The sequence below is a fragment of the uncultured Bradyrhizobium sp. genome, assembly GCF_964252615.1.
Lineage (GTDB): Bacteria > Pseudomonadota > Alphaproteobacteria > Rhizobiales > Xanthobacteraceae > Bradyrhizobium.
Window position 1 is genome coordinate 22,840 of the sequence record NZ_CAXUNQ010000023.1, and the last position, 22,564, is coordinate 45,403.

Genomic DNA, 22,564 nt, shown 5'->3' on the forward strand with positions numbered 1-22,564 from the left:
GACGGCGGATGCCATTGGCGAACGCCTCGCTCATCGTGATAGATCGGAGCTATGGTCCCCGCCTGCGCGGGGACGACGGCTATTCCTTCACCGCGCCGGTCAGCGACGACACGTAATAATCCACGAACAGCGAATAGAAGATCGCGACCGGCAGCGAGCCGAGCAGGGAGCCCGCCATCAGCGCGCCCCACTGATACACATCGCCTGACACCAGCTCCGTCAGGATCGCGACCGGCACGGTCTTGTTGGCGCTGCTCTGGATGAATGCCAGCGCGTAGATGAATTCGTTCCAGGACAGCGTGAAGCTGAAAATGCCTGCCGAGATCAATCCCGGCACCGCCAGCGGCAGGGTGATCCGCCACAGGATCTGCAACCGGGTCGCGCCGTCCACCAGCGCGCACTCCTCCAGCTCATAGGGGATCGACTTGAAATAGCCGATCAGGAGCCAGGTCGAGAATGGCACCAGGAAGGTCGGATAGACCAGGATCAGCGCCAGCGGACTATCGAACAGCCCGAACTGGACCACCACCGTCGCCAGCGGGATGAACAGGATCGACGGCGGCACCAGATAAGCGAGGTAGATTCCGAGCCCGACATAGGGGCTGCCCCTGAACCGCAGGCGTTCGATGGCGTATGCCGCCAGCGTCGAGGAGAAAATCGAAATGAAGGTGGCCCCGATGGCCACCGACATCGTCGTCAGCAGCCAGTGCGGATAGGCGGTGTTGAACAGCAGGTGTTTGACGTGCGCGAGCGTCGGCGAGGAAATCCAGAACGGATTGTGCGCCTTGTAGTTCAACAGCTCCGCGTTCGGTTTGAACGACGTGATGGTCATCCAGTAGAACGGAAACAGCAGGATCAGCACGAAGCAGGACAGCGGCAAATAGATCATCACCGTCCGCCGTGCCTTGGAATCCCAGTCCATGGGTTCGGGCGTGGAACTGGCGACATTGCTGGTGGGCTGCGCCACGGCCTCAGTCATTGCTTTCTCCCTGCTGCCATTTGCGGCGCGCCAGGCCGAAGTAGCTGAACAGCGTTGCGACCACCAGGAACGGGATCATCGACACTGCGATCGCCGCACCCTCGCCGAGTTCGCCGCCGGCGATGCCGCGCTGGAACGCCAGCGTCGCCAGCAAATGGGTGGAGTTGACCGGTCCGCCGCGGGTGATGGCGTAGACCAGCTGGAAATCGGTGAACGTAAAGATGATCGAGAACGTCATCACGATGGCGAGAATGGGCAGCATCATCGGAAAGGTGATGAAGCGGAAGCGCTGCCAGGCGGTGGCGCCGTCCAGCATCGCCGCCTCATAGAGCGCGGGCGAGATGGTCTGCAGGCCCGCCAGCAGCGAAATCGCGACAAAGGGAATGCCGCGCCAGATATTGGCCGCGATCAGCGAAAACCGCGCCGGCCATGGGCTGCCGAGGAAATCGATATTGGTGGCGCGCAGGTGCAGGACGTCGACCAGCAGATAGGAGATGATCGAGAACTGGGGATCGTAGATCCACCAGAACGCCAGCGCGGAGAGCACGGTCGGCACGATCCAGGGCAGCAGCACGATGGCGCGCAGGAGGCTCTTGAACGGGAAATGGTTGTTCAACAACAGGGCGAGCCAGAAGCCGAGCGCGAACTTCCCGAACGTCGCGACGCCGGTATAGAACACGCTGTAGAACACCGCGCTCCACCACAACGGATCGGTCAGCAGGTACTGGAAATTCTCCAGCCCGACATAGACGCCGCGGCGGCCGATGGTGGTATCGGTGAACGCCAGCCAGACGCCCAGCCCCAGCGGATAGGTGAGGAACACCAGCAACAGCCCGATCGCTGGCGTCAGACAAATGACGATCAGGAACGGCTTGTAGTCGAACAGCCGGACCAGCCAGTTCGGCTGCGCATGGTCGGAGCGGCGGGAAAGCGTGGTGGTGAGAGTCATGCCGACGTCCCGTACGCTTCGTCATGGCTGGGCTTGTCCCGGCCATCCGCGTCTTGCTTGCTCGGAGTCAGCACAGACGTGGATGCCCGGGACAAGCCCGGGCAGGACGAACCTCGTCGCTGTCGCACGTATCTCACCTTCGGAAATACCGCTTGGCGCGGCGTTCGGCTTCCGCGGCCGCGGCCTCCGGAGTCGCGGCATCGGTCGCAACGGCGGCGCACATCTGCACCAGCACGTAGTCGGAAGAGACCGCACCGGTTGCCGTCGAAATCGGGCCTTTGTAGCCATCGTAATAGGTGCTGGCCATGGTGTCCTTGAAGATCCGGACCTTCGGATCGCCGGACCACACCGCCGCGTCCGCATAGGCGGCAAGCGACTGGGACCAGTAGCCGCTGTTGGCGTTCAGCCACGGCTCGTACTGCTCGCGCTCCAGCATGAACTGCAGGAATGCCTTGGCCGCGTTGGGATACGGGCTGTGCTTGAACGCCATCGCGTTCAGCGTCAGACCCGCCATCGGCGACATTTTCGCCAGGCCCTTCGGCAGCAGTTGATGCTCGGTGTCTTCCGCGATCGCGGCGGTCGCGGGATCGTTCTTGAGCGAGAAATACAGCGAGACGCCGTTCGCGGTGAGGGCTATTTCCCCGGACGAGTAGGCGCGGTTGTTGCTGACGTCGTTCCAGGAGGGCGTGCCGGCGATGAAGGTCGGATAAAGTTCCTTCAGCCATTTGAGCGCGGCGACGGTTTCCTTGCTGTTGATGATGACGTTGCCTTCCTCGTCGAGCAGGGAGGCGTTGTGCGACCATAGCACCCAGTTCGCAAAACCGTTGCCGTCGCCCTTGGCATTGCCCAGCGCGAAGCCCGCCGGCTTGCCGGCCTTTTGCAGCTTGCGGCAGAGGTCGAGAATGCCGGCGTGATCCTCCGGCACCTTGTCGAAGCCGACCGATTGCAGAACCGATTTGCGATAAATCAGCGGTCCGCCGCTGGCGCCGAACGGCAGCCCGATCCACGCGCTGCTCTTGTGGCGCTTGCCGTAGCGCTGCGCCAGCGGCTGCCAGCCGCCATAACGCTTGCCGAGATAGTCGGCGACGTCGGTGAGTTCGACCAGCTTGTCGACATAGATGTGCGGCGCATCGGAAAAGCCGATGATGATGTCGGGACCGGCGCCGGAGTTCGAGGTCACCGCGGTCTGCTGGTTGATGTCTTCCCAGCCGACGAAATCGACCTTGACCTCGACGCCGGTCTTCTCGGTGAATTTTGCAGCATTGGCGCGGAACACGTCTTCGTCGGCTTTCACGAATCGGACCGGACGCAGCATCTTCAGGCTGGCGCCTTTCTCGATCGCGAAATTCGGGTTCGCTACATCGGCAGCCTTGATCGTCTGCGCCGACGCGCCGGTCGCGGCCAGCGCCGCGGCGGAAACTCCCAGGCTGAGCGCGTCGCGGCGGGTGATGTCCTGCATTGCCTTCCTCCGGTTGTTTTGTTGTCGTGTTCGTCATTGCGAGCGAAGCGGAGCAATCCAGAGGCCAAAGCAGGAACGGGATTGTTTCGCCGCAAGTGCTCCTCGCGATGATGTGTTCAGCTGTTCGGACCGCGATCCATGCCGACCGGCTGCCAGCGGCGCAATGTGGTATTCTGCAGCACCGAGGGATTGACGCAGCTCACCGGCCACATCCCGGACAGCACCAGCGACAGTTCGTAGCCGACGCGGCGCTTGCGCGCCTCGTCGAAGCGCGCGGAAGCCGAGGCGACATGCGCGGTCAGCGTGACGTTGTCCATGCCCAGCATCGGATTATTGTGCGAGGGCGGCTCGGTCTCCAGCACGTCGAGCGCGGCATGCGCGATCCAGCCCTCCTGCAGCGCCTTGATCAGCGCTTCCTCGTCCACGGTCGCGCCGCGTCCGGTGTTGATGAAGATGGCGCCCGGCTTCATCTGCCGGAAATGCTTCTCGCCGAGCATATGGTGCACTTCAGGACGCGCCGGCGCATGCATCGATATGAAATCCGACTGCGACAGCACTTCGGACAAGGTCGCCGGGATCGCGCCGTGATCGGAGATCAGCGTTTCCTGGATGAACGGATCGTAAGCCATCATGCGAAGCCCGAACGGCGCCGCGCGTTTGGCCACCGCGCGCGCCACCCGCCCGAACGAAATGAATCCCAGCGTCTGCCCCATCAGCCGCGGAATCTTGAGCAGCGCCGGACGGCCCTCGGCCCAGCGGCCTTCCCGCACCATGCGGTCTTGCGCGACCAGCCGGCGGAAGCCCGCCAGCAGCAGCGCCATGGCGTGATCGGCGACTTCCTCGATAAACGTGTCGGGGATGTTGGTGACGGGAATGCCGCGCGCGGTGGCGGCCTTGACGTCGACGCTATCGACGCCGACGCTGCCGAGCGTGATCACCTTGCAGTTCTCGAGACTGTCGATGATCGCCTTGGAGATCCGCATGCTCTTGCCATAGATGGCATCGGCATGCTTGGCGGCGGCGATGAAGTCCGGTTCATTGGCCGGTGCCTCGACGATCTCGGCCCCGATTCCCTCCAGCGCTTCCATCTCGTAGCCGTAACCGCCGCCCGCCACGGTGAAGCTCGCGCCTTTCGGCGTTAGAATGGTGAATTTCGGCATTTCGTCTCCCAGTCGCCCGCCGCTTGCCTTCGATGAAGGCGCGGCCTGTTTGTTGTCCGCGCATCAAAGCATGGTTGGGCGGCGTCCGGCTAGAGCCGGGACGGAATGGGCCCGTCAGACCGGAGCGCGCGGACTAAGCGGCGCCCGTCTGGCCTCAAATCACAAAAAACCCATGCGTCGCGTCGCGCCGCAGCTGCTCGACCAGGCCATATTCCCAGTCGAGATAGGCCTGCATCGCGGCGGTGTCGATATCGGTGCCCTCGTAGGGACGCCGGTAACGGTGGGACGGATCCGGCTTTGGCAAAACCTCCGGCGGTCCCACCTCCAGCGCGCCGTCGTAGCCGCCGTCGAGCACATAGGTTTCCCACCCCATCTGTGCGAGCCAGGACGCGGTCATATCCGCGCGCACGCTTCTATCATCCGTCAGCAGGAGGCGCGCGCCGCGCACCGGAGCCGCCATGTCGATCTCCTGGACCAGCTGGCCTCCGGGATAGTTGCGAAAGCCCGGAAGATGACCGGCCGCATAATCGTCCGCGGAGCGGACGTCGAAGCGATACAGCGTGCGATGGGTTCGGGCCTGCAGCGCCATCGCGTCGTCCGGGCCGACATGCCGCACGCCGGCGCGGTAGGCGACATCGCGCGCGTTGGCTGCCGCGCCCTCGAACAGGCCGATCCCGCCGCGCCGGTCGGCGCCGTGCTCGAGCCGCTGGTTGGCCAGCGTCCAGCCGATCGTGCCGTTGCGCAGCGCCAGCACCTTGTTGGCTAGGCCGGCATTGATCAGCGACTGGGCGCCGATGATCGACCGGGTACGGCCGGCACAATTGACGATGATGGTCGTCGCCGGGTCGGGCGCGGCGGCTGCCGCGCGCAGCACCAGTTCCCCACCGGGCACGCTGACCGAGCCGGGGATGTTCATGGTCGCATATTCATCCGGCCTGCGCACATCGAGGATCGCGACGTTGGCGTTGCCTGCGATCAATGCCGCGACCTCGTCCGCAGGCAGCGAAGGCGTGTGCTTACGGTGCTCGACCAGTTCGCCAAAGGCCTTGGCATAGGAGTTCACGTCCTGAAAAATTTCGCAGCCGGCCATCCGCCATGCCTGCAGCCCTCCATCAAGCTGCCGAACGTCGGTGTACCCCAACGCCATCAGGCGATCCGCGGCCTGCAGAACAAGGCCGTCGCCCGCGTCGTAAATGACGATCGGCACATCCTTGCGCGGCAGCCGCATTTCGGCTTCGAGTTCGATCCTGTCCGCCGCCATGTTGGCTGCAAACAGCGGATGGCCGGTGGCGTAGCCGGCCTCGTGCCGCACATCGAGCAACGCGATTTCCTCGCGCAGCAGCAGCGCGCGGCGAACCTGGCCAGGGGCGACGGGGGATGTGGTCATGGATGCGGTTGACCTTGGTAGGACGCAACAGCCAATGGGCCGGCACGAACCGCCGTCCGATGATGACTCAAGCGTACCACGCCTGGCCGGCAGTTCGAACCGGTCGGCACCGCTCCGCTGCCACGCGCCTGAGCGCTCGATCCCCGGCCTTGACAGGCAATCCGCCAATATATATACCATCAGGTATATATATTAGATGGTTTAGATATGCATGATCCGTTAAGCGCGAAGTTCGCAGCTCTGGCTGACCCGACACGGCGGGCAATGTTGGCCCGCCTCGCCCTCGGCGAGTTGACCCTGGCTGATCTTGCGAAACCGTTGGAGATGACGGTTCCAGCGGTCGCAAAGCACCTGGCCGTTCTGGAACGCGCCGGCTTCGTTACACGCAGTCGGCCTAGCAAATCCGTCGCTCGGCCCGCGAAACTTCAAGTAGCCGCGTTTTCGGAAATCGCGGATTGGATCGAAAAGTGTCGCGTGCATTGGGAAGGGAGCTTCGATCGCCTGGCCGCGTATCTGGAAATGCCGGAGGCTGGGGGATCCGAGGATGTCTGACCGCAACGCGAGTTACAGCGACGATTGTCCTGGTGTCGAGAACAGCGACTTACCGCGACCCTTAACGATAACTCGGGACTTTAACGCGCCGCGCGAGCGCGTATGGCGGGCCTGGACACAACCCGACCGGATACTCCGATGGCACGGCCCGAAGTTTTATCCGGCGGCCGAAGTTTGTGCGGATGTCCGCGTGGGAGGAGCGTGGCGCGCCTGCCTCAAGTCAGACAACGTTGAAGACGTTGTGCTCTGGCAATCAGGACGATATCTCGTCGTAACGCCGCCTGAACGCCTGGAATTCACGTTCGCTTGGGAAACTCCGAACCATGAAGATGGCCCTGACGTCCAGACCCACGTCATCGTTCGCCTTGAGGAGTTGGCGAACGGAGGCACTCGGATGCATTTTAGTCAGACCGGGTTCCTGTCAATAAAGAGCGCCATCAGCCATTCCGCTGGCTGGAATGGCACGTTCGATAGATTGGCGGAATTTCTCTTCGAGGAAAGGGTGGTTCAGCCGCGCGAGCTGTCGCCGGCTGAAACTTCTGCTCAGATCGGTTCGCTGACAGACGGAGGTCACCCGTGGGCAAGGTGCGCGTAAGAGGGTTTGCAGTGTCCACCGACGGCTTCGGCGCCGGCCCGGAACAGAGCCTGGAGCATCCGATGGGCAAAGGGGGCCGGGCGTTGCACAACTGGTTCTATCCGACCCGGGCCTTTCGATCCATGATCGGGGCAGACGGCGGGACTGACGATCGCTTCGCCCGCGCCGCAGCGGAAGGCTTCGGCGCCTTCATTCTCGGCCGCAACATGTTCGGACCGGCCGGCGACAATTGGGGCGGGCCGGACTGGAAGGGCTGGTGGGGCGACGATCCGCCGTACCACGCGCCGACCTTCATCCTCACCCACCACGCCCGCGCGCCCATCGCGATGGAGGGCGGGACGACTTTCTATTTCGTCACCGACGGGATCGAGTCGGCACTCGCCCAGGCCAAGGCCGCCGCGGGCGACCTGGACGTGAAGATCGGCGGCGGCGTTTCGACCGTCCGCCAGTACCTTCTCGCCGGCGCGATCGACGAGATGCACCTGGCGATCGCGCCCGCTTTCCTGGGCCGCGGTGAAGCCCTGTTCGAAGGCATTGACCTGCCGGGCCTCGGCTATGGTGTGACGGAGGTGGTGCCGACGGAGCTGGCGACCCACCTCGTGCTTACCCGGTGAGCCGGCTATAGCGGAACGTCGCGAGGCGAAGAGAGCGTGGCGCACCCGACACGATTCGAACGTGTGACCTTTGCCTTCGGAGGGCAACGCTCTATCCAGCTGAGCTACGGGTGCGTGAGGTTCGTTTAGCCGATTGGGCCCGCGGCGGCAACGGGCTCAGTAGGCGGCGTTGCTGCGGTCCCGACTCCGCGGCTCATGGCAGCCCGGCCATGCCGGAACGGGCGGCTTGACGCGGTGCCACCTGTATTGTCGGCGCGCGGTGTGCTTCACTCCGGGCGCGGTTTGCAGCCGCCAACAAGGCTCGAACAAGACGGGGAGGACTTCATGCCGATAACGCGGCGTTCCATGATTGCCGGCGCGGCGATGGTTCCGATACTGGCGCACCGCCGGGCGGCGCGCGCGCAGAACTGGCCGTCGGGCATTATCAAGATCGTCGTGCCGTTCCCGCCCGGCGGCACCGTGGACCCGATCGCGCGTCTGGTGCAGGCCGGGCTGCAACAGCGCCTCGGCGCCGCCATCGTCATCGAAAACAAATCCGGCGGCTCCGGCAGCGCCGGCACCGCATCGGTGGCGAAGTCGGCGCCCGACGGCAATACCTGGCTGTTCGTGTTCGACACCCATGCCGTCAATCCGTTCCTGCAGAACCTGCCGTTCGACACCCAGAAGGACCTCGATCCGGTGGTGCTGATCGGCACCGCGCCGAACGTGCTGGCGACGCATCCGTCGCGTCCCTACAAGACCTTCGCCGACGTCATCGACGCCGCAAAGACAAAACCGGACACGCTGACCTATGCGTCGGTCGGATCGGGCAGCGTCGGTCACCTGACCATGGTGCAGCTGACCAAGCTCGCCGGCATCAAGATGGTACACGTGCCCTATCGCGGCGGCGGCCCCGCCATGAACGACGCCATTGCCGGCCATGTCGATTTTATCATCGGCAGCGCCGCCCTGGTGATGCCGCAGGTAAGCGCGGCGACGATACGGCCGATCCTGCAAACCGGCAAGACCCGCATGTCCACACTGCAGGCGGTACCGAACGCCATCGAAAGCGGTTTCGCGCATTTCGAATCCTACGCGTGGTGGGGTGTTTTTGCCCCGGCCGGCACGCCGAAACCGATCAACGAGCGTTTTGGGACCGCGCTGATCGAAACCCTGCGCGAACCGGGGATCTCGAAACAGATTTCGGAAAACCTTCAGGTCGCCATGCTGCTGGGCGGGCCGGAGGACGAAGCGAAATTCCTCAAAGCGCAGATGGACCTGTGGGGACCCGTGGTGCAGGAGAATAACATCAAGGGCGAGTAGGGCAAATGCGGACGCACGCTCGGCGTCATCCCGCGGGCTTGACCCGCGTATCGATCACGCTTCACAAGGGTTGTCGCAAAGGATGGATTGCCGGGTCACGCCCGGCAATGACGGAAGTTCAAGAAACATCGGGGAGAATAAAAATGAAACATCTTCTGGCCTTCATCGTCATCGCTGCATCGCTGGTCCTCTCACCCAAGGTTCGCGCGGACGAAATCACGCGATTCCCGCCCATGACCGCCGAGCAGCTCAATCCCGAGCAGAAGAAATGGGCGGAGCTGATCTCGGTGCCGCCGCGCAATGCGAAATTCGTCAATCCCCCCTATCGCGCCTATATCGCCAATCCTGATCTGGCCAACCGCCTGTCGGCGCTGTCGGATTATCTGCGCTGGAATACTTCGCTGCCGCCGCGCCTGAGCGAATTGGCAATCCTGATCACGGCGCGGCAGTGGACCGCGCAATATGAATGGTATGCGCATTACCCCTTGGCGCTGAAGGGCGGCCTGGATCCGCAGGTTGCAAACGACATCGCGGCCGGCAAGCGCCCGGAGGCCATGAAGGAGGACGAAGCGGCGCTGTACGATCTGGCGTCCGCGCTTTATCGTGACAAGAAAGTATCCGACCCGGTCTACAAGGCGGCGCTCGGCCAGTTCGGCGAACGCGGCATCATGGATATCATCGGCATCATCGGATATTACGACCTGGTGTCGATGACGCTGATCACCATGCAGGCCGGCATGCCGGACGACAAGGTAACGCCGCTGCCGGCATTGACAAGGTAGCCGCACAGAACCGTACGAAATGCCGACACACTCTCAGCGTCATACGCGGGCTTGACCCGCGTATCCATCGCTTCACTGGAATTTACCGAAAAAGAGGGTTGCCGGGTCAGGCCCGGCCATGACGAGTGCTTGTGGTCCCTTGCGGAGTTACCGACCGTACCCGTTAGCACGCGAATACACAGGCCGCGTCTCCGGCATCGGCCGGTTTTTCGACACGGCGCGGACGGCGCTTGAGGTGCGGCCGATCGCGCCGAGCTCTTCCAGAAAGATCGGCTTGGAGAAATAAAACCCCTGAGCGTAGCGGATCTTCGTGGCGGCCTGCAGATAGGCCAGTTCCTCGAATGTCTCGATGCCCTCGGCGATCACCGTCATGCCGAGCGCTTCGCTCAGGGATTCGATGGCTTTCAGGATGCCCTGGCTGCGCGGACGCTTGTGGATGTCGGTGATGAAGGAGCGGTCGATCTTGATCTCGTCGGCGGTGATGTCGGCCAGCGCTGACAAGGACGAGTAGCCGATGCCGAAATCGTCGATGGAAATTCCGACCCCGAGCCGCCGGAACTCCGGCAGGATCCGGTCCTGGAAATGGGTTTTCGCGACAAAAGCGTCTTCCGTCACCTCGATGATGAACCGTCTCGGACAACCCGTCGCCTCCAGCGCGCGCGCAAACGACTGCATGAACTCCGGATTGCCGGCCTGCTTCGCCGCGACATTGACGCTGATGCTGGTCTCGGAGCCGAAGGTGTCGTTGATGAGATCGATCGACTTCATGATCTCGGCCAGCACCAGATGGGTGAGCTCGTCGATCAATCCAAGCTCCACCGCGAGATTGATGAAAGTGCCCGGCGCCTGAAGCACGCCTTCGTCGTTGCGCAGGCGAACCAGCGCCTCGATGCCCTTGATTTCGCGGGTGCGGATATCGACCTTGGGCTGGAACGCGCAGCAGAACCGCTTGTCGAGGATCGCCAGCCGCAGCGATTGCTCCAGTTCCATGCGCGCCAGCGCCTCGCGCTCCATGCTGACGTCGAAGAAAACCGCGGCGCCCTTGCCCTCGTTCTTGACGCGGTACATCGCGATGTCGGCATTCTGACGCAGCACGTCGTAACTGCGGCCATGTTCGGGATACAGGCTGACGCCGATCGAGGCAGAGGCGAACACCTCGGAGCCGTCGACGAAGAACGGCGCCCGCAGCCGCTGCAGCAGAAACTGGATGTGGTCGGCGACCTCCTGCTGGCTTTGCACCGGGTTCAGCAGCAACAGGAACTCGTCGCCGCTGATCCGCGACAGCATGTCGGACTCGCGCAAGTCCAGCCCGAGCCGCCGCGCGATTTCGACCAGCAGCGCATCGCCGATGGCGTGGCCGTAATAGTCGTTGATGTGCTTGAAATTGTCGACGTCGAGAAACGCGAGCGCGAATGGTTCGGCGGCATCCTCATGCAGCAGGTCGTTGACATGCCGTTCGATCACCCGCCGCGTCGGCAGCCCGGTCAGTTCATCATAATAGGCGCGGCGGAATAGCTCGTCCTGCACGGCCTTCTGCGGGCTTAGATCGGCGGAACTGGTCAGCAGCAGCTTTGCATCGGCGATACGAACCGGGCGGTGTGCGGTGAGGAACGTCCGCTTGATATCGCCGTCGGACACGCATTCCTCGCTGACGACGGCGCGGTCCGCGCGCAGCAATCGGATACAGGTGTCGCGGCGATGGACCAGGTCGTTCGCGACGAGCGGCGCGGCGATGCGCAAATCCTCTGCGGGAATCCTCAACTGCGCCGCGGCGGCGTCGTTGACGAGCACAAAGCGTCCCTGCTCGTCCTGCACGGTTACACCGGTAGGGAGCATCCTGATAATTTCATTCAGAAGATTCAGCTCGGCGTGGACGTTGCGCTCGTCTCCGGGCCGCGCAACACCCGGGCGAACGGCAGCGTGGTCGACATCGGCTGCGTCGGTCCCGACGCGATGGCTGGCGGCACAGTGCATGGCCGCCGACCTTCGCAAGGTCGTTTGTAGTTTTCGTTAAGTCCTTGTCAGAAAGATGGGGTCGGGGCTCCGCAGCGGCGGTTTGTATGGAACCGCTGCAGGTTGTCATTAACAGAGCGTCAACGGCGGCACCAGTCGTCCATGGCCGGGCTCCGTCGCCGCCATCCACGCCTTTCTGCTTTAATGAAAGGACGACCGGCACAAGGCCGGGCATGACGCTCAGACCACGTCGTGCGGGATCCGGCATTTCAGCGTGCAATGGACCCCAGTCCGCAAAAACGCGATCTCGGTGCTGCCATCGAACGGCTTTAGCGCGGCGTGCAACAGCTTGGTGCCAAAGCCGGCCTTGCCCACCGTGGTGATCGGTGGACCTTCATTCTCGTCCCAGACCAGCGTGAGCCGATCCCCGGCCGCGGACCACGATACCTGCAGCAACCCCCCTGGGGCAGAAAATGCCCCGTATTTGGCGGCATTGGTGGCAAGTTCATGGAGGATCAGCGCGAAGCTGACGGCAAATTTGGCGGGAAGAAATAGCCGTTCGCCGCTCAGCGTGAATCGCAAGTGGCCGTAGGGTCCCAACTCCATCAGCAGCAGATCCCTCAAATCGCGCCCTCTGCCGTCGGCCCGCGCGATCAGATCGTCGGCCGCCGACAGCGCGCGAAGGCGCGCATCGACGCCGGCCCAGATTTGCGGCTGGTTATGCAGTACGGCGTGGACCGTCGACAGCTTGTTCTTCAGCCGATGCTGAAGCTCGTCGACCACCAGCTTTCGGTAGCTTTCTTCTTCCCTCAGGCGGTTCGAAATGCTGCGATGATGCGACGCGATCAATCGATAATGCCCGGCGCCCCATATAATGAGTCCCGACACCACCGCGTAAATCAGCAGCAGGACGGGCCGCGCGGAATCGGCCGGGGTTTCGTCGAACGTTACTGCGGCGCCGAGCAGGCCGCCCGCGGCCGCCGCCGCCACGCCGATACGAAAGCTGCCGAAAGCCGTCGCAAACAGCACCGCCGGAAAATATGGTGCGAAGGCCAGTTCGGGCCGGATCAGCGAGAGGCCCCAGCGAACGCCGGTTGCCAGTGCGAGACAGGAGGCCGCGAAGCCCAGGCTGAGCGGCAGCGACGGCGGTGATATGCCCTGCCAGCCGCGGCGGAATTCCTCAGCCCATTTTTCCATTGGTCCCATCCAGCCGGTCGGCACATTGAATCAAGGCTGACCATAGAACAGATTACACCACCTGAGGTAGCCAATTGAGTCGGCTGCCGGCGGCTTGCTTTGCCATCCCCAAGCCGGGAATATGCCGGAACAATATTCTGACAAAGGAGAACGAGATGGGGCGGCTGAACGGCAAGATCGCTGTCATTACGGGGGCCACCAGCGGCATCGGGTTGCGGACGGCGGAGATCTTCGTCGCCGAAGGCGCGAACATCGTCGCCGCCGGGCGCCGCGCGCCGGAGGGGGAGGCGCTCGCCAGGCGGCTCGGCTCCAGCTGCATCTTTCGCCAGACCGATGTGACGCAGGAAGATCAGATGCGCGCGCTGATCGGCACCGCGGTGGAAAAATTCGGCCGCATCGATTGCCTGTTCAACAACGCCGGAGGTCCGGCGCAGACCGGCGGCATCGAGGGGCTTGAGGTTGACCGCTTCGACGCCGCGATGGCGACTTTGGTGCGCAGCGTCATGCTCGGCATGAAACATGCGGCGCCTCATATGCGCAAACAGGGCTCCGGCAGCATCATCAACAACGGCAGCATTGCCGGCAGGCTTGCCGGCTTCTCGTCGTCGGTGGTGTATGGCGCGGCCAAAGCCGCGGTCATTCACCTGACCAGATGCGTGGCGATGGAGCTCGGCGAATCCGGTATCCGGGTCAACAGCATTTCGCCGGGAGCGATCGCCACCGGTATTTTCGGCAAAGCGCTCGGCCTTTCTGTCGAAGCGGCGGAGAAGACGCCCGACGTGATGCGCGAAATCTACAAGACCGCGCAGCCGATCCCGCGCGCCGGGCTGCCGGAAGACATCGCCCATGCCGCACTATTCCTCGCCAGCGACGAATCGAGCTTCATCAACGGCCATGATCTCGTGATCGACGGCGCCATCACCGGCGGCCGCAACTGGAGCGGGCAGCAGCAGGGTCTCGCCGCGATGCGCAAGGCGTTCGATGACGCGAAGGGTTGAGACGACGGCCGTGATGCGCGGACCTGACCCGCGTATCCATCCTTTAAAAGGGTCTTCCAAAGGAGATGGATATGCGGGTCAAGCCCGCGTATGACGAGATGTGTGATCCAGTAGGTCAAGCCCGGCAATGATGGCCGGGTTCGTGGGCGCCACCGACCATCCTTCCATGCTCACGTAGAAAGTCGCGGCCCGCCTCGGTCAGCCGGATCATGGCTTTCCGTCCCGGCGCGGGTTCGCGCGCGGCGAACCCGCGATCAATCGCGTCCTCCCACACCGTCAGCCGCGGGCAGGAGGTACGCCAAGCGTCGATCACGTCCGCATGGCTGCGCGGCTCACGCGCAATCCATTCCAGCAGATCGAGGATGAGCGGATCGAGATCGTTGCGCAACATGGCGTCCTTCCGGGTCGTCGGATTCCTGAAGCAGACGGCATTTTGGACCCGACCCCGCGAAAATCCAGTCATTTCCGCCGGTACTATCCCGCGGCTTGCCAAGGCAGGCGATGCGGGCCGTGTATAGTCGGCGGCAGGAGGTGCGCAGAATGGACGCCAGGCTCGAACGTAAACTGCGGTTGTTTGCAGGCATCATTGCCAGCGGCATCATCGGGGGAATCGTGTTTCCCGTATCGCTGGGCCACACCTCCACGTCAGGCGTGGCGTCGGGTATCATCTACGGACTCCTGATTTGCATCGCGATCGGCGGAATCGAACTATTCGTCGTAGAGGGGCCGATGCGCGCTTGGCTCGGGGGTCTTTCGTTCACCAAGAGTGTGATCGTGCGAAGCGCGATCTACGCCGCGATCATCATCCCCATTCAGTTCTTCCATTTGGGCGCCGTTCTTGCCGGACTGCCGGTCGAACCGTCGATTGACACCTTCTGGGCCGCGACGATTTATTCCGGCGTCTTGGCAGTGGCCATCAATCTCATTCTGGGGATTACCAATCTCATCGGTCGGCGCGCATTGCTCAATTTCATCACCGGACGCTACCATATGCCGGTACAGGAAAACCGCTTCGTGCTGTTCGTCGACATCGCAGGATCGACCGGACTGGCCGAGCGATTTGGCGGGATCGGGATCCATCGTTTTCTCGATCGTACTTTCCGCCTCCTCACCATCGCGGTGGTGGATACGCGTGGCGAGGTGCTTAACTATGTCGGCGACGAGGTGATCGTGACGTGGCCGGAACGCGGCGGCGCGGTCGATTGCCGTCCGCTGTGCTGCTTTCTGGCGATGCGCGGAGAGCTGTCGCGCGCGGCCGGTCAGTTCGAACGCGAGTTCGGAGCCGCGCCGCAAATCCGCGGCAGCCTGCATTTCGGACCGGTGATCGTCGGCGAGATCGGCGACATCAAGCGCGCCATCGTGTTCAACGGCGACGTCATGAACATCGCGGCTAGGTTGGAAGAACTCAGCCGCAACGTGGATGGCGGATTCCTCGCGTCGCGCGCGGCGATGGCACGGTTCAATTCGGCGCCGCCGTGCGCGGTTCGCGACCTCGGCCGGCTTCCGATTCGCGGCCGCGCTGACGGCATCGACGTGGTCGGCCTTGACGCATAAGCGCAACGCCCGCCGGTTAAACCGCCGTCAGCATCACCCGCAAGCCGTCCTTCGGCTTCGGGATCGGCCACATCTGCCATTGCTGGACATAGCCCGGCTCCAGCGAGACGCTGAGGTTCTGCAGAAAATGCCGGGCAAAACACTTCGCCTGCATATAGGCGAAATGCAGCCCGAGACACATATGCGCGCCGCCGCCGAACGGTACCCAGGCAAATCGATGCCGGGCGCGCTGCGCTTCGTCGGTGAAACGCATTGGGTCGAACCTTTCGGGATCGGGCCAATGCTCCGGCATGTGGTGGGTGAACAGCGGATTGGTCGAAACCAGCGTACCGGCCGGAATCGCAAATCCCTTGAAGGTGAAATCGCGCATGGCGCGGCGGGGGATCGACGGTACCGGCGGCTTCATCCGCATCGCTTCCTTGAACGCCATCTCCGACAGCGGCATGGCTTCGAGCCTGTCGAAGGTGGTCGCCTCGCCCGCACCGAGGCCGAGCGCGTTCACCTCGGCGCGCAGCGCGTCCTGCCATTGCGGATTGGCGGCGAGCGCGCCGATGAACGACGTCAGCGACGAGGTCAGGGTATCGTGCGCCGCCATCATCAGGAAACTCATGTGGTCCACGATGTCCCGTGTCGAAAGCAGCGCGCCGTCGTCGTGGGTGGCACGGCACAATTGCGAGAACAGGTCTTCGCCGCCTTGCGAGCGACGGATCGGGATCTGCTCGGAGAAATACCTGACGATGCGCGCGCGGCCCTTGACGCCGCGCGCCATCTGGGTGCCCGGCCACGGTTTGCGCACCGGCGTGACCGCGGCGGCGACCATGTCGACAAAGGCGCCGGTGATTTCATCGACCTCGGCGCCGATTCCGGCGCCGAGAAAAGACGTGGCGGCGAGATCGAGCGTGAGCTGCTTCATCGCCGGATAGAACAGCATTGGCCCCGGCTGCGCGCGCCATTGCGCCACCCGTGCGGCAATGCCGGCGTCGAGTTTGCCGAGATAGGATTTCATCGGTCCGGACTTGAATGCCACCGATAGCGCCCGGCGATGCAGACGATGTTCATCGAAATCCAGCAGCATCAGCCCGCGCGGAAACAACCGGCCGAGGATGGTTTCCCAGCCGTGGGTGGAGGAAAACAGTTTGGTCTGGTCGAACAGCAACAGTTCGTTGGCCTCGGGCCCGAGCGCGGAGATGCTGGTTTCGCCCAGCACGCGGCTGCGATAGACCAGACCGTATCTGGCGGCCATGCGCTGCACTTCGCCCTTGGGGTCGGCGAGCACGTGAAGCGTCCGGCCGATCACCGGCCAGCCTTCCTCGCCGGGAATGTGGGCAAGGTCCTTGCGCTTCGGCGGGCTGACAAAGGCCGCCACGGGAGAGGCCATACTTTGCATCGACATGGCGAGAACTCCGGTTAACGGCCTGCTATATCATATTGGCATGTTCGCAGGTTACGAAAAACCCCCGCGGCGTGGTAGGGTGCGAACCTGAAAATCGGACCGGGAGGTTGAAATGCCAGGAATTTTCCGCGCAACGTTCGTGGCGCTTGCCGCTATGATGATCGCTGCGAGCGGGCTTGCCGCCCAGACCAAGCCCAGGCTCACGACGCTGGGTCCGGATTTTCCCAAGACCGAAATTTTCATCGGCAACAGCTTTTTCTATTACAACAACAGCATGCATAGCCATGTGCTCGGGCTGGAGCGGGCCGCCGACCCCGCTCACAAGTCAGACTATCGCGCCACCTCGGTGACCATCAGCGGCTCCGGCTTCGACTGGCATGACGTCGAAAGTTATTTCCGGCCCAACGCCATCGGCAACTATTCGTTCGACGACCAGAACAACGTCGTCTTCAACAAGCTCGACAAGCTGTTCGACGTGGCGATCCTGATGGATTGCAGCCAGTGCCCGATCCATCCGAAGCTCAAATCGGTATTCACCGAATTCGCCGGGAAGGGCAGCGATACCGCGCGCAAGCATGGCGCCAGGCCGGTGTTCTTCATGTCCTGGGCCTACGCCGACAAGCCGGAAATGACCGCGCAGCTCGCCGAGGCCTATACCATTGCCGGCAACGCCAATGAGGCGCTGGTGATCCCCGCGGGACTGGCGTTCGCGCGCGCGATTTCAAAACAGCCGGAGCTCAATCTCTATGCGCCGGACAAGCGTCACCCGAGTCTCGCCGGGACTTACCTCGCATCCTGCGTGGTATTCTCGGCGCTGACCGGCCGCTCGCCGGTCGGCAACGGCTATCTCGCCGGCATCGACGAGCCGACCGCGCGGTTCTTGCAGAATGTGGCCTGGGAGACGGTGCAGGATTATTACGCGAAGTAGAACACTCAACCGCCGTCATTCCGGGATGCGCCTCTTGGCGCAGGCCCGGAATTCATAATCCCATGTCGTCGTTATGGATTCCGGGCTCGCTTCGTACGCCCCGGAATGACGAGGTTTACGCCTTCCGTTTCGCGGCTTCCTTCTGCAGGTCCGGCGCGTTGATGGTGGGGATCGCGACCCGGCCGGGGCCGGTGAGGGGCAGCGCCGCGGCGGCCTTGTCGTTCTCCATGATCTTTGCCATCACCGCTTGGCCTGCGCGCTCGAATACCGCGCGATTCTCCACCAGGAACTTCTGCGATTCGCGCAGCTTTGCGGTGTAGCCGTTGATTTCCGGAATCACATAGCGCGCCACCATGTCCCAGCTTCTGCGGGTGTTTTCCGGATTGGCCCAGTCGTGCACGAAGCCGACGATGGTGCCGACGCCGCCGCTCACCTGCATCAGGCTCTTGATCGTCTTCACCAGATCGTCAGGAGTGCCGATGGTGGAGGCCGCAGCTTCGCCGCCCGCAGTCTTCTCGACGGCGTCCTCGGGAGACGTGAACGGCTGCAGGCCCGGCCGCTGCAGCGTGCCGACATTATATTCGTTGTGCCAGCGCATCAGTCCGGCGCCGGCTTCGCGGCGCGCCTGTTCACGGGTTTCGGCGATGTGCCAGGACAGCAGCACCCGCCAGTTGGCGCGGCTCATCGTGGTGCCGGCCTTTTTCGCGGCGTCCTCGGCAAATCCCCATTGCGTCGGCAGCGCCATCAGCCCCTGCGTCGACATCGACCCCAGCGAGATGATGCCGATGCCGTATTTGCCGGCCAGCGTCATGCCGGAAGGCGAGATCTGCGACGCCACCACGAACGGCATCTCCTCCTGCAGCGGCAGGATCTGCAACGCCGCGTCGTTCATGGTGAACCAGTCGCTCCTGGCGGTGACGCGTTCGCCGTTGAACAGCCGGCGGATGATGCCGATCGCCTCGTCCTGACGGTCGCGCTGGGTCATCGGATCGATGCCGAGCGTGTGCGCGTCGGACGCCAGCGCCCCGGGGCCGGAGCCGAAGATGGCGCGGCCGCCGGTCATGTGGTCGAGCTGCACCATGCGCTGCGCCACGTTGAACGGATGGTGATAGGGCAGCGACACCACGCCGGTGCCGAGCCTTATCCGTTTGGTGCGCTCGCCGGCGGCGGCAAGGAACATCTCCGGCGAGGCGATCATTTCCCAGCCCGAGGAATGATGCTCGCCGCACCAGAATTCATCGAAGCCGAGCGCATCGATCTGCTCGACGAAATCCAGATCGCGGCGGAACTGCAGCATCGGATGCTCGCCGATCGGATGATGCGGGGCGAGGAAGGCTCCGAATTTCAGACGTGCCATGGGGTTTCTCTCCGGACGTTTGTTCTTGGTTGGCTGGCCCGCAAACTACGTGGCCGAGCGGCGCATGGCAATTGCTCAGGGTTGCCGCCGCGCAGGCTCGTCGCAAATAACGTGCCCCGGACGCAATGCGGCGTTCTTCACGCGCTCCAGTTTTGATCTGCGCTGCAAGTTATCGCTTCGTCGAAACGCCGCTGATCAGAATGGCGCATCAAAAGTACCGGTTCGACGCTTCGTTCCCGGACGCTCTCCGCCAAATCGGCGCGATTGCCTCTTTTGACCGCGATCGGCCCGCGGCAACGTGTTGGCTCCGCACCGGCAAGGCTGTAGTAAGGCGACTTCCGCCAGCGTATCCGGAACCGCAATGAATTCGAGTGAAACGTCCCGATCCAATCCGCATGTGCTCAACCAGCGCAAGCGCGATCTGCTGGATCACTTTGAAGCCAGCGGCGACGAACTGGACCGCTGGCGCGAATTCAACGTGGCCTACCATGATGACGACCGCAAATTCATGCAGTTTCTAATTCCACCAGGCAAGCGCGTGCTGGAACTGGGCTGCGGACGCGGCAATTTGCTCGCCGCTTTGCAGCCGTCTTACGGCGTGGGCGTCGATTTCGGCGCCGAGACCATCGCCAAGGCCAACGCCCGTCATGCCGACCTCGTCTTTGTCCTGGGCGATGTCGAAGATCCGTCGACGCTGGCCGGAATCGAAGGACCGTTCGATTACATCGTGATCGCCGACACCATCGGCATGTTCGAGGACATCGACGGCACCTTGCGGCTGGTGCATCAACTCTGCGCGCCGTCGACGCGGATCATTATCTCCTATTACTCGCATTTGTGGGAGCCGGTGCTGAAGCTCGCCGAAGCGCTGCGGCTGCGCAGCAGGCAGCCGATCATCAACTACATCGCCACCGCGGATTTTCTGAACCTGCTGGACCTCGCTGATTTCGAGGTGATCCGGACCGAACAGCGGCAGTTGCTGCCGCGGCGCTGGCTCGGCCTCGGGCCGCTGATCAACAAATACATCGCGCCGCTGCCCGGGATCAGGCAGTTGTGCCTGCGCACCTACATTGTCGGACGCCCGGTGCGGTATTTTCCGGATCGCGCGCTCTCGGCGAGCATCCTGATCCCGTGCCGCAACGAAAAGGGCAATATCGAAAACGCGATTTTGAGGATGCCGAAATTCGGCTCCGCGCAGGAGATTCTTTTCGTCGAAGGCAACTCCAGCGACGGCACGTTCGAGGAATGCGAGCGCGTTCGCGACGCCTACAAGGGAGTCTGGGACATCAAGGTGCTGAAACAGGACGGCAAAGGCAAAGGTGACGCGGTCCGCAAGGGGTTTGCCGCCGCAACCGGCGACGTGCTGATGATATTGGACGCCGATCTCACCATGCCGCCGGAGGCGCTGCCGAAATACCACGCCGTCATCGAAACCGGCAAAGCCGAGTTCGTGAACGGTACGCGGCTGATCTACCCGATGGAGCATGAGGCGATGCGCCCGCTCAACCTGATCGCCAACCGGTTTTTCGCCTACCTGTTCAGCTATCTGGTCAACACCCGCCTGACCGACACGCTGTGCGGCACCAAGGTGCTGTTGCGCCGGGATTACGAGGTGCTGGCGCAGGAGCGCGGCTATTTCGGCAACTTCGATCCGTTCGGCGATTTCGACCTGATCTTCGGCGCCGCCAAGCAGAATCTCAAGATCATCGAAACGCCGATCCACTACAAGGCGCGCACCTTCGGCGAAACTCAGATCTCCCGCTTCCGCGACGGCTGGCTGCTGTTGAAGATGGTGTGGTTCGCCTACCGCAAATTGAAGGCGATTTAGCCGTCATGGCGAGGCGCGTAGCGATGAAGCAATCCAGTCTTGCCGCGCTGCTCTGGATCGCCTCGCTTTGCTCGCAAGGACGGGGTGTTACCGACGCTCCGTTCGACCCTACGGTCCGGTGGTCCTGCAGGGTTCTGTCCAGGTGACGGGAATGGCCATCGGCCGTTGAGGGTCGGCGATGCGGCAACGCCGGTTCGGATTTACCGGGCGACCGGCAGCACACGGTCTTTTTATTTTGCAGTGCAGCAACTATCTGTTCTCGATGAGGTTATAGGTTTCTTACAAAGGAGCTGCCGTGTCCCTCGCCAATAATATCGAATTCCTGCGCCGCCTTCCTAAACTCAACGAGTTCAACCGGTTGGGCAGCTTTCCAAGCGGGCTAGGCCGGGCGGCGGGTCCCAGCCGCCTGTCCGAAACTACCGGATTCGGCACCAATCCCGGTGATCTGAAGATGTTCTCCTATCTGCCCGGGGATCAACGGGCGCGGCAGAGATTGCCGCTTGTCGTGGTGCTGCACGGCTGCACCCAGAATGCAGCAGGTTACGACGCCGGCGCCGGCTGGTCGACATTGGCCGATCGCTACGGCTTTGCGCTGCTGATGCCCGAGCAGAAGACATCGAACAACGGCAACGGCTGCTTCAACTGGTTCAATCCGGAAGATATCGCGCGCGGCGGCGGCGAGGCGCTGTCGATCCGGCAGATGATCGCGCGGATGTCACGCGATCACGGCATCGACGCGAAACGCATTTTCGTCACCGGCCTCTCCGCCGGCGGCGCCATGACGTCGGTGATGCTGGCGACCTATCCGGAGGTGTTTGCAGGCGGGGCCATCATCGCCGGCCTTCCCTACGGCATCGCCGCCAATGTGCAGCAGGCCTTGAGCGGCATGTACCATTCGGCGGCGCGCCCGGCGCGCGAACTCGGCGATCTCGTCCGCAACGTCTCGTCGCACAACGGTCCGTGGCCGAAAATCTCGGTGTGGCATGGCAGCGCCGACAAGACGGTCAATCCGTCGAATGCCGACGAAATAATCAAGCAATGGCTCGATGTGCATCAGTTGCCTCCGGTTCCGATGGCGCAATCCACTGTCGATGGCTATCCGCGCGCGGTATGGTGGAATGCGGATGGCGAGACGCTGGTCGAATCCTACACCATCACCGACATGGCCCATGGGACTCCGTTGGGGATCGCTGACAACGATGAACGCTACGGCGCCCAGGGCGCGTTCATGATCGAGGCCGGCATATCGTCGTCCTATCATATCGCGTGTTTCTTCGGACTTACCGGCCGGGTTCACCAGCCCAAGGACGTATCAAAGGAGGCTTCAAAGCCGGTTGCGGCGGCGACCACGTTGCCGGCCATCACGGCGGCGCCCGCACTTCCTGCGCCCTCTGCTCCTGAAATCAACGCCATACCTTGGCCGTCGGCGCTATCGGCAGGCCCTGCCAAGTCACGCCGACCGCCGCGACGCCCTGCGATCGATGTCAGCGCCGTGATCAACCGGGCGCTTACGGCTGCAGGCTTGATGAAATAGCGCTGCGCGAATTTCGCTTTTTGTTCCTGCAGGCGCTAAATAA

At 63.0% G+C, this 22,564-nt stretch carries 20 protein-coding genes and 1 tRNA gene; 10 read left to right on the forward strand and 11 right to left on the reverse strand.

Annotated features, from left to right (window positions below):
* Positions 1 to 79: 79 nt before the first annotated feature.
* From ACFE72_RS13630 to ACFE72_RS13650, 5 genes are all read right to left on the reverse strand, one after another.
* A complete protein-coding gene (locus tag ACFE72_RS13630) occupies positions 80 to 979 on the reverse strand; it encodes a carbohydrate ABC transporter permease (protein ID WP_375413633.1) in 900 nt (299 codons plus the stop codon).
* Positions 972 to 1,928 (reverse strand): carbohydrate ABC transporter permease, encoded by a 957-nt coding sequence (locus tag ACFE72_RS13635; protein WP_375413634.1) that lies wholly within the window; start codon positions 1,926 to 1,928, stop codon positions 972 to 974. Before ACFE72_RS13635 ends, ACFE72_RS13630 begins: the two co-directional genes overlap by 8 nt.
* Before the next feature lie 133 nt (positions 1,929 to 2,061).
* The gene (locus ACFE72_RS13640) at positions 2,062 to 3,387 is read right to left on the reverse strand and encodes an ABC transporter substrate-binding protein (protein ID WP_375413635.1); all 1,326 of its coding nucleotides are present in this window, start codon (positions 3,385 to 3,387) and stop codon (positions 2,062 to 2,064) included.
* 116 nt (positions 3,388 to 3,503) lie between these two features.
* Entirely contained in the window at positions 3,504 to 4,547 is a 1,044-nt protein-coding gene (locus ACFE72_RS13645) for a C-terminal binding protein (protein ID WP_375413636.1), read from the reverse strand.
* Between the two features lie 154 nt (positions 4,548 to 4,701).
* Positions 4,702 to 5,934 carry a rhodanese-like domain-containing protein gene (locus ACFE72_RS13650; RefSeq protein ID WP_375413637.1) on the reverse strand — a complete coding sequence of 411 codons (1,233 nt, stop codon included), beginning with the start codon at positions 5,932 to 5,934 and terminating at the stop codon, positions 4,702 to 4,704.
* Positions 5,935 to 6,141: 207 nt separating this feature from the next.
* Here ACFE72_RS13650 and ACFE72_RS13655 point away from each other — a divergent pair, with 207 nt between their 5' ends.
* From ACFE72_RS13655 to ACFE72_RS13665, 3 genes are read left to right on the forward strand one after another with little or no spacing between them, the layout of a single operon-like run.
* A complete protein-coding gene (locus ACFE72_RS13655; RefSeq protein WP_375413638.1) occupies positions 6,142 to 6,486 on the forward strand; it encodes an ArsR/SmtB family transcription factor in 345 nt (114 codons plus the stop codon).
* Positions 6,479 to 7,081 (forward strand): SRPBCC domain-containing protein, encoded by a 603-nt coding sequence (locus ACFE72_RS13660; RefSeq protein WP_375413639.1) that lies wholly within the window; start codon positions 6,479 to 6,481, stop codon positions 7,079 to 7,081. Before ACFE72_RS13655 ends, ACFE72_RS13660 begins: the two co-directional genes overlap by 8 nt.
* Positions 7,063 to 7,695 (forward strand): dihydrofolate reductase family protein, encoded by a 633-nt coding sequence (locus tag ACFE72_RS13665; protein WP_375413640.1) that lies wholly within the window; start codon positions 7,063 to 7,065, stop codon positions 7,693 to 7,695. Before ACFE72_RS13660 ends, ACFE72_RS13665 begins: the two co-directional genes overlap by 19 nt.
* Before the next feature lie 37 nt (positions 7,696 to 7,732).
* On the opposite strand, the gene ACFE72_RS13670 is transcribed toward ACFE72_RS13665, so the two are convergent.
* Positions 7,733 to 7,809, reverse strand: a tRNA-Arg gene (locus ACFE72_RS13670).
* Between the two features lie 210 nt (positions 7,810 to 8,019).
* Here ACFE72_RS13670 and ACFE72_RS13675 point away from each other — a divergent pair.
* Both ACFE72_RS13675 and ACFE72_RS13680 read left to right on the forward strand, forming a co-directional pair.
* Complete coding sequence (locus tag ACFE72_RS13675) at positions 8,020 to 8,997, forward strand: Bug family tripartite tricarboxylate transporter substrate binding protein (protein WP_375413641.1); 978 nt, start codon at positions 8,020 to 8,022, stop codon at positions 8,995 to 8,997.
* A gap of 143 nt (positions 8,998 to 9,140) precedes the next feature.
* Positions 9,141 to 9,779, forward strand: coding sequence for a carboxymuconolactone decarboxylase family protein (locus ACFE72_RS13680; protein WP_375413642.1), 639 nt, complete (start codon positions 9,141 to 9,143; stop codon positions 9,777 to 9,779).
* Positions 9,780 to 9,926: 147 nt separating this feature from the next.
* Here ACFE72_RS13680 and ACFE72_RS13685 read toward each other — a convergent pair whose 3' ends face one another.
* Complete coding sequence (locus ACFE72_RS13685; protein WP_375413643.1) at positions 9,927 to 11,615, reverse strand: putative bifunctional diguanylate cyclase/phosphodiesterase; 1,689 nt, start codon at positions 11,613 to 11,615, stop codon at positions 9,927 to 9,929.
* A 357-nt stretch (positions 11,616 to 11,972) separates the two neighbouring features.
* On the reverse strand, positions 11,973 to 12,929 hold the full coding sequence (locus ACFE72_RS13690) for a sensor histidine kinase (RefSeq protein WP_375413644.1): 957 nt from the start codon (positions 12,927 to 12,929) through the stop codon (positions 11,973 to 11,975).
* A 155-nt stretch (positions 12,930 to 13,084) separates the two neighbouring features.
* On the opposite strand from ACFE72_RS13690, the gene ACFE72_RS13695 reads away from it, so the two are divergent.
* Entirely contained in the window at positions 13,085 to 13,927 is an 843-nt protein-coding gene (locus tag ACFE72_RS13695) for an SDR family NAD(P)-dependent oxidoreductase (RefSeq protein WP_375413645.1), read from the forward strand.
* Between the two features lie 115 nt (positions 13,928 to 14,042).
* Here ACFE72_RS13695 and ACFE72_RS13700 read toward each other — a convergent pair whose 3' ends face one another.
* Positions 14,043 to 14,318 carry a hypothetical protein gene (locus tag ACFE72_RS13700; RefSeq protein WP_375413646.1) on the reverse strand — a complete coding sequence of 92 codons (276 nt, stop codon included), beginning with the start codon at positions 14,316 to 14,318 and terminating at the stop codon, positions 14,043 to 14,045.
* A gap of 149 nt (positions 14,319 to 14,467) precedes the next feature.
* Here ACFE72_RS13700 and ACFE72_RS13705 point away from each other — a divergent pair, with 149 nt between their 5' ends.
* A complete protein-coding gene (locus ACFE72_RS13705) occupies positions 14,468 to 15,481 on the forward strand; it encodes an adenylate/guanylate cyclase domain-containing protein (protein WP_375413647.1) in 1,014 nt (337 codons plus the stop codon).
* Between the two features lie 16 nt (positions 15,482 to 15,497).
* On the opposite strand, the gene ACFE72_RS13710 is transcribed toward ACFE72_RS13705, so the two are convergent.
* Positions 15,498 to 16,874 (reverse strand): cytochrome P450, encoded by a 1,377-nt coding sequence (locus tag ACFE72_RS13710; RefSeq protein WP_375413648.1) that lies wholly within the window; start codon positions 16,872 to 16,874, stop codon positions 15,498 to 15,500.
* A gap of 112 nt (positions 16,875 to 16,986) precedes the next feature.
* Here ACFE72_RS13710 and ACFE72_RS13715 point away from each other — a divergent pair, with 112 nt between their 5' ends.
* Entirely contained in the window at positions 16,987 to 17,802 is an 816-nt protein-coding gene (locus ACFE72_RS13715) for a hypothetical protein (RefSeq protein ID WP_375413649.1), read from the forward strand.
* 115 nt (positions 17,803 to 17,917) lie between these two features.
* On the opposite strand, the gene ACFE72_RS13720 is transcribed toward ACFE72_RS13715, so the two are convergent.
* Positions 17,918 to 19,159, reverse strand: a complete 1,242-nt coding sequence (locus tag ACFE72_RS13720) for an LLM class flavin-dependent oxidoreductase (RefSeq protein WP_375413650.1) — start codon at positions 19,157 to 19,159, stop codon at positions 17,918 to 17,920.
* Between the two features lie 361 nt (positions 19,160 to 19,520).
* Between ACFE72_RS13720 and ACFE72_RS13725 the strand changes: the two genes are divergently transcribed.
* Positions 19,521 to 20,987, forward strand: coding sequence for a glycosyltransferase (locus ACFE72_RS13725; protein WP_375413651.1), 1,467 nt, complete (start codon positions 19,521 to 19,523; stop codon positions 20,985 to 20,987).
* 295 nt (positions 20,988 to 21,282) lie between these two features.
* On the forward strand, positions 21,283 to 22,521 hold the full coding sequence (locus tag ACFE72_RS13730; protein WP_375413652.1) for an alpha/beta hydrolase family esterase: 1,239 nt from the start codon (positions 21,283 to 21,285) through the stop codon (positions 22,519 to 22,521).
* Positions 22,522 to 22,564 lie beyond the last annotated feature (43 nt).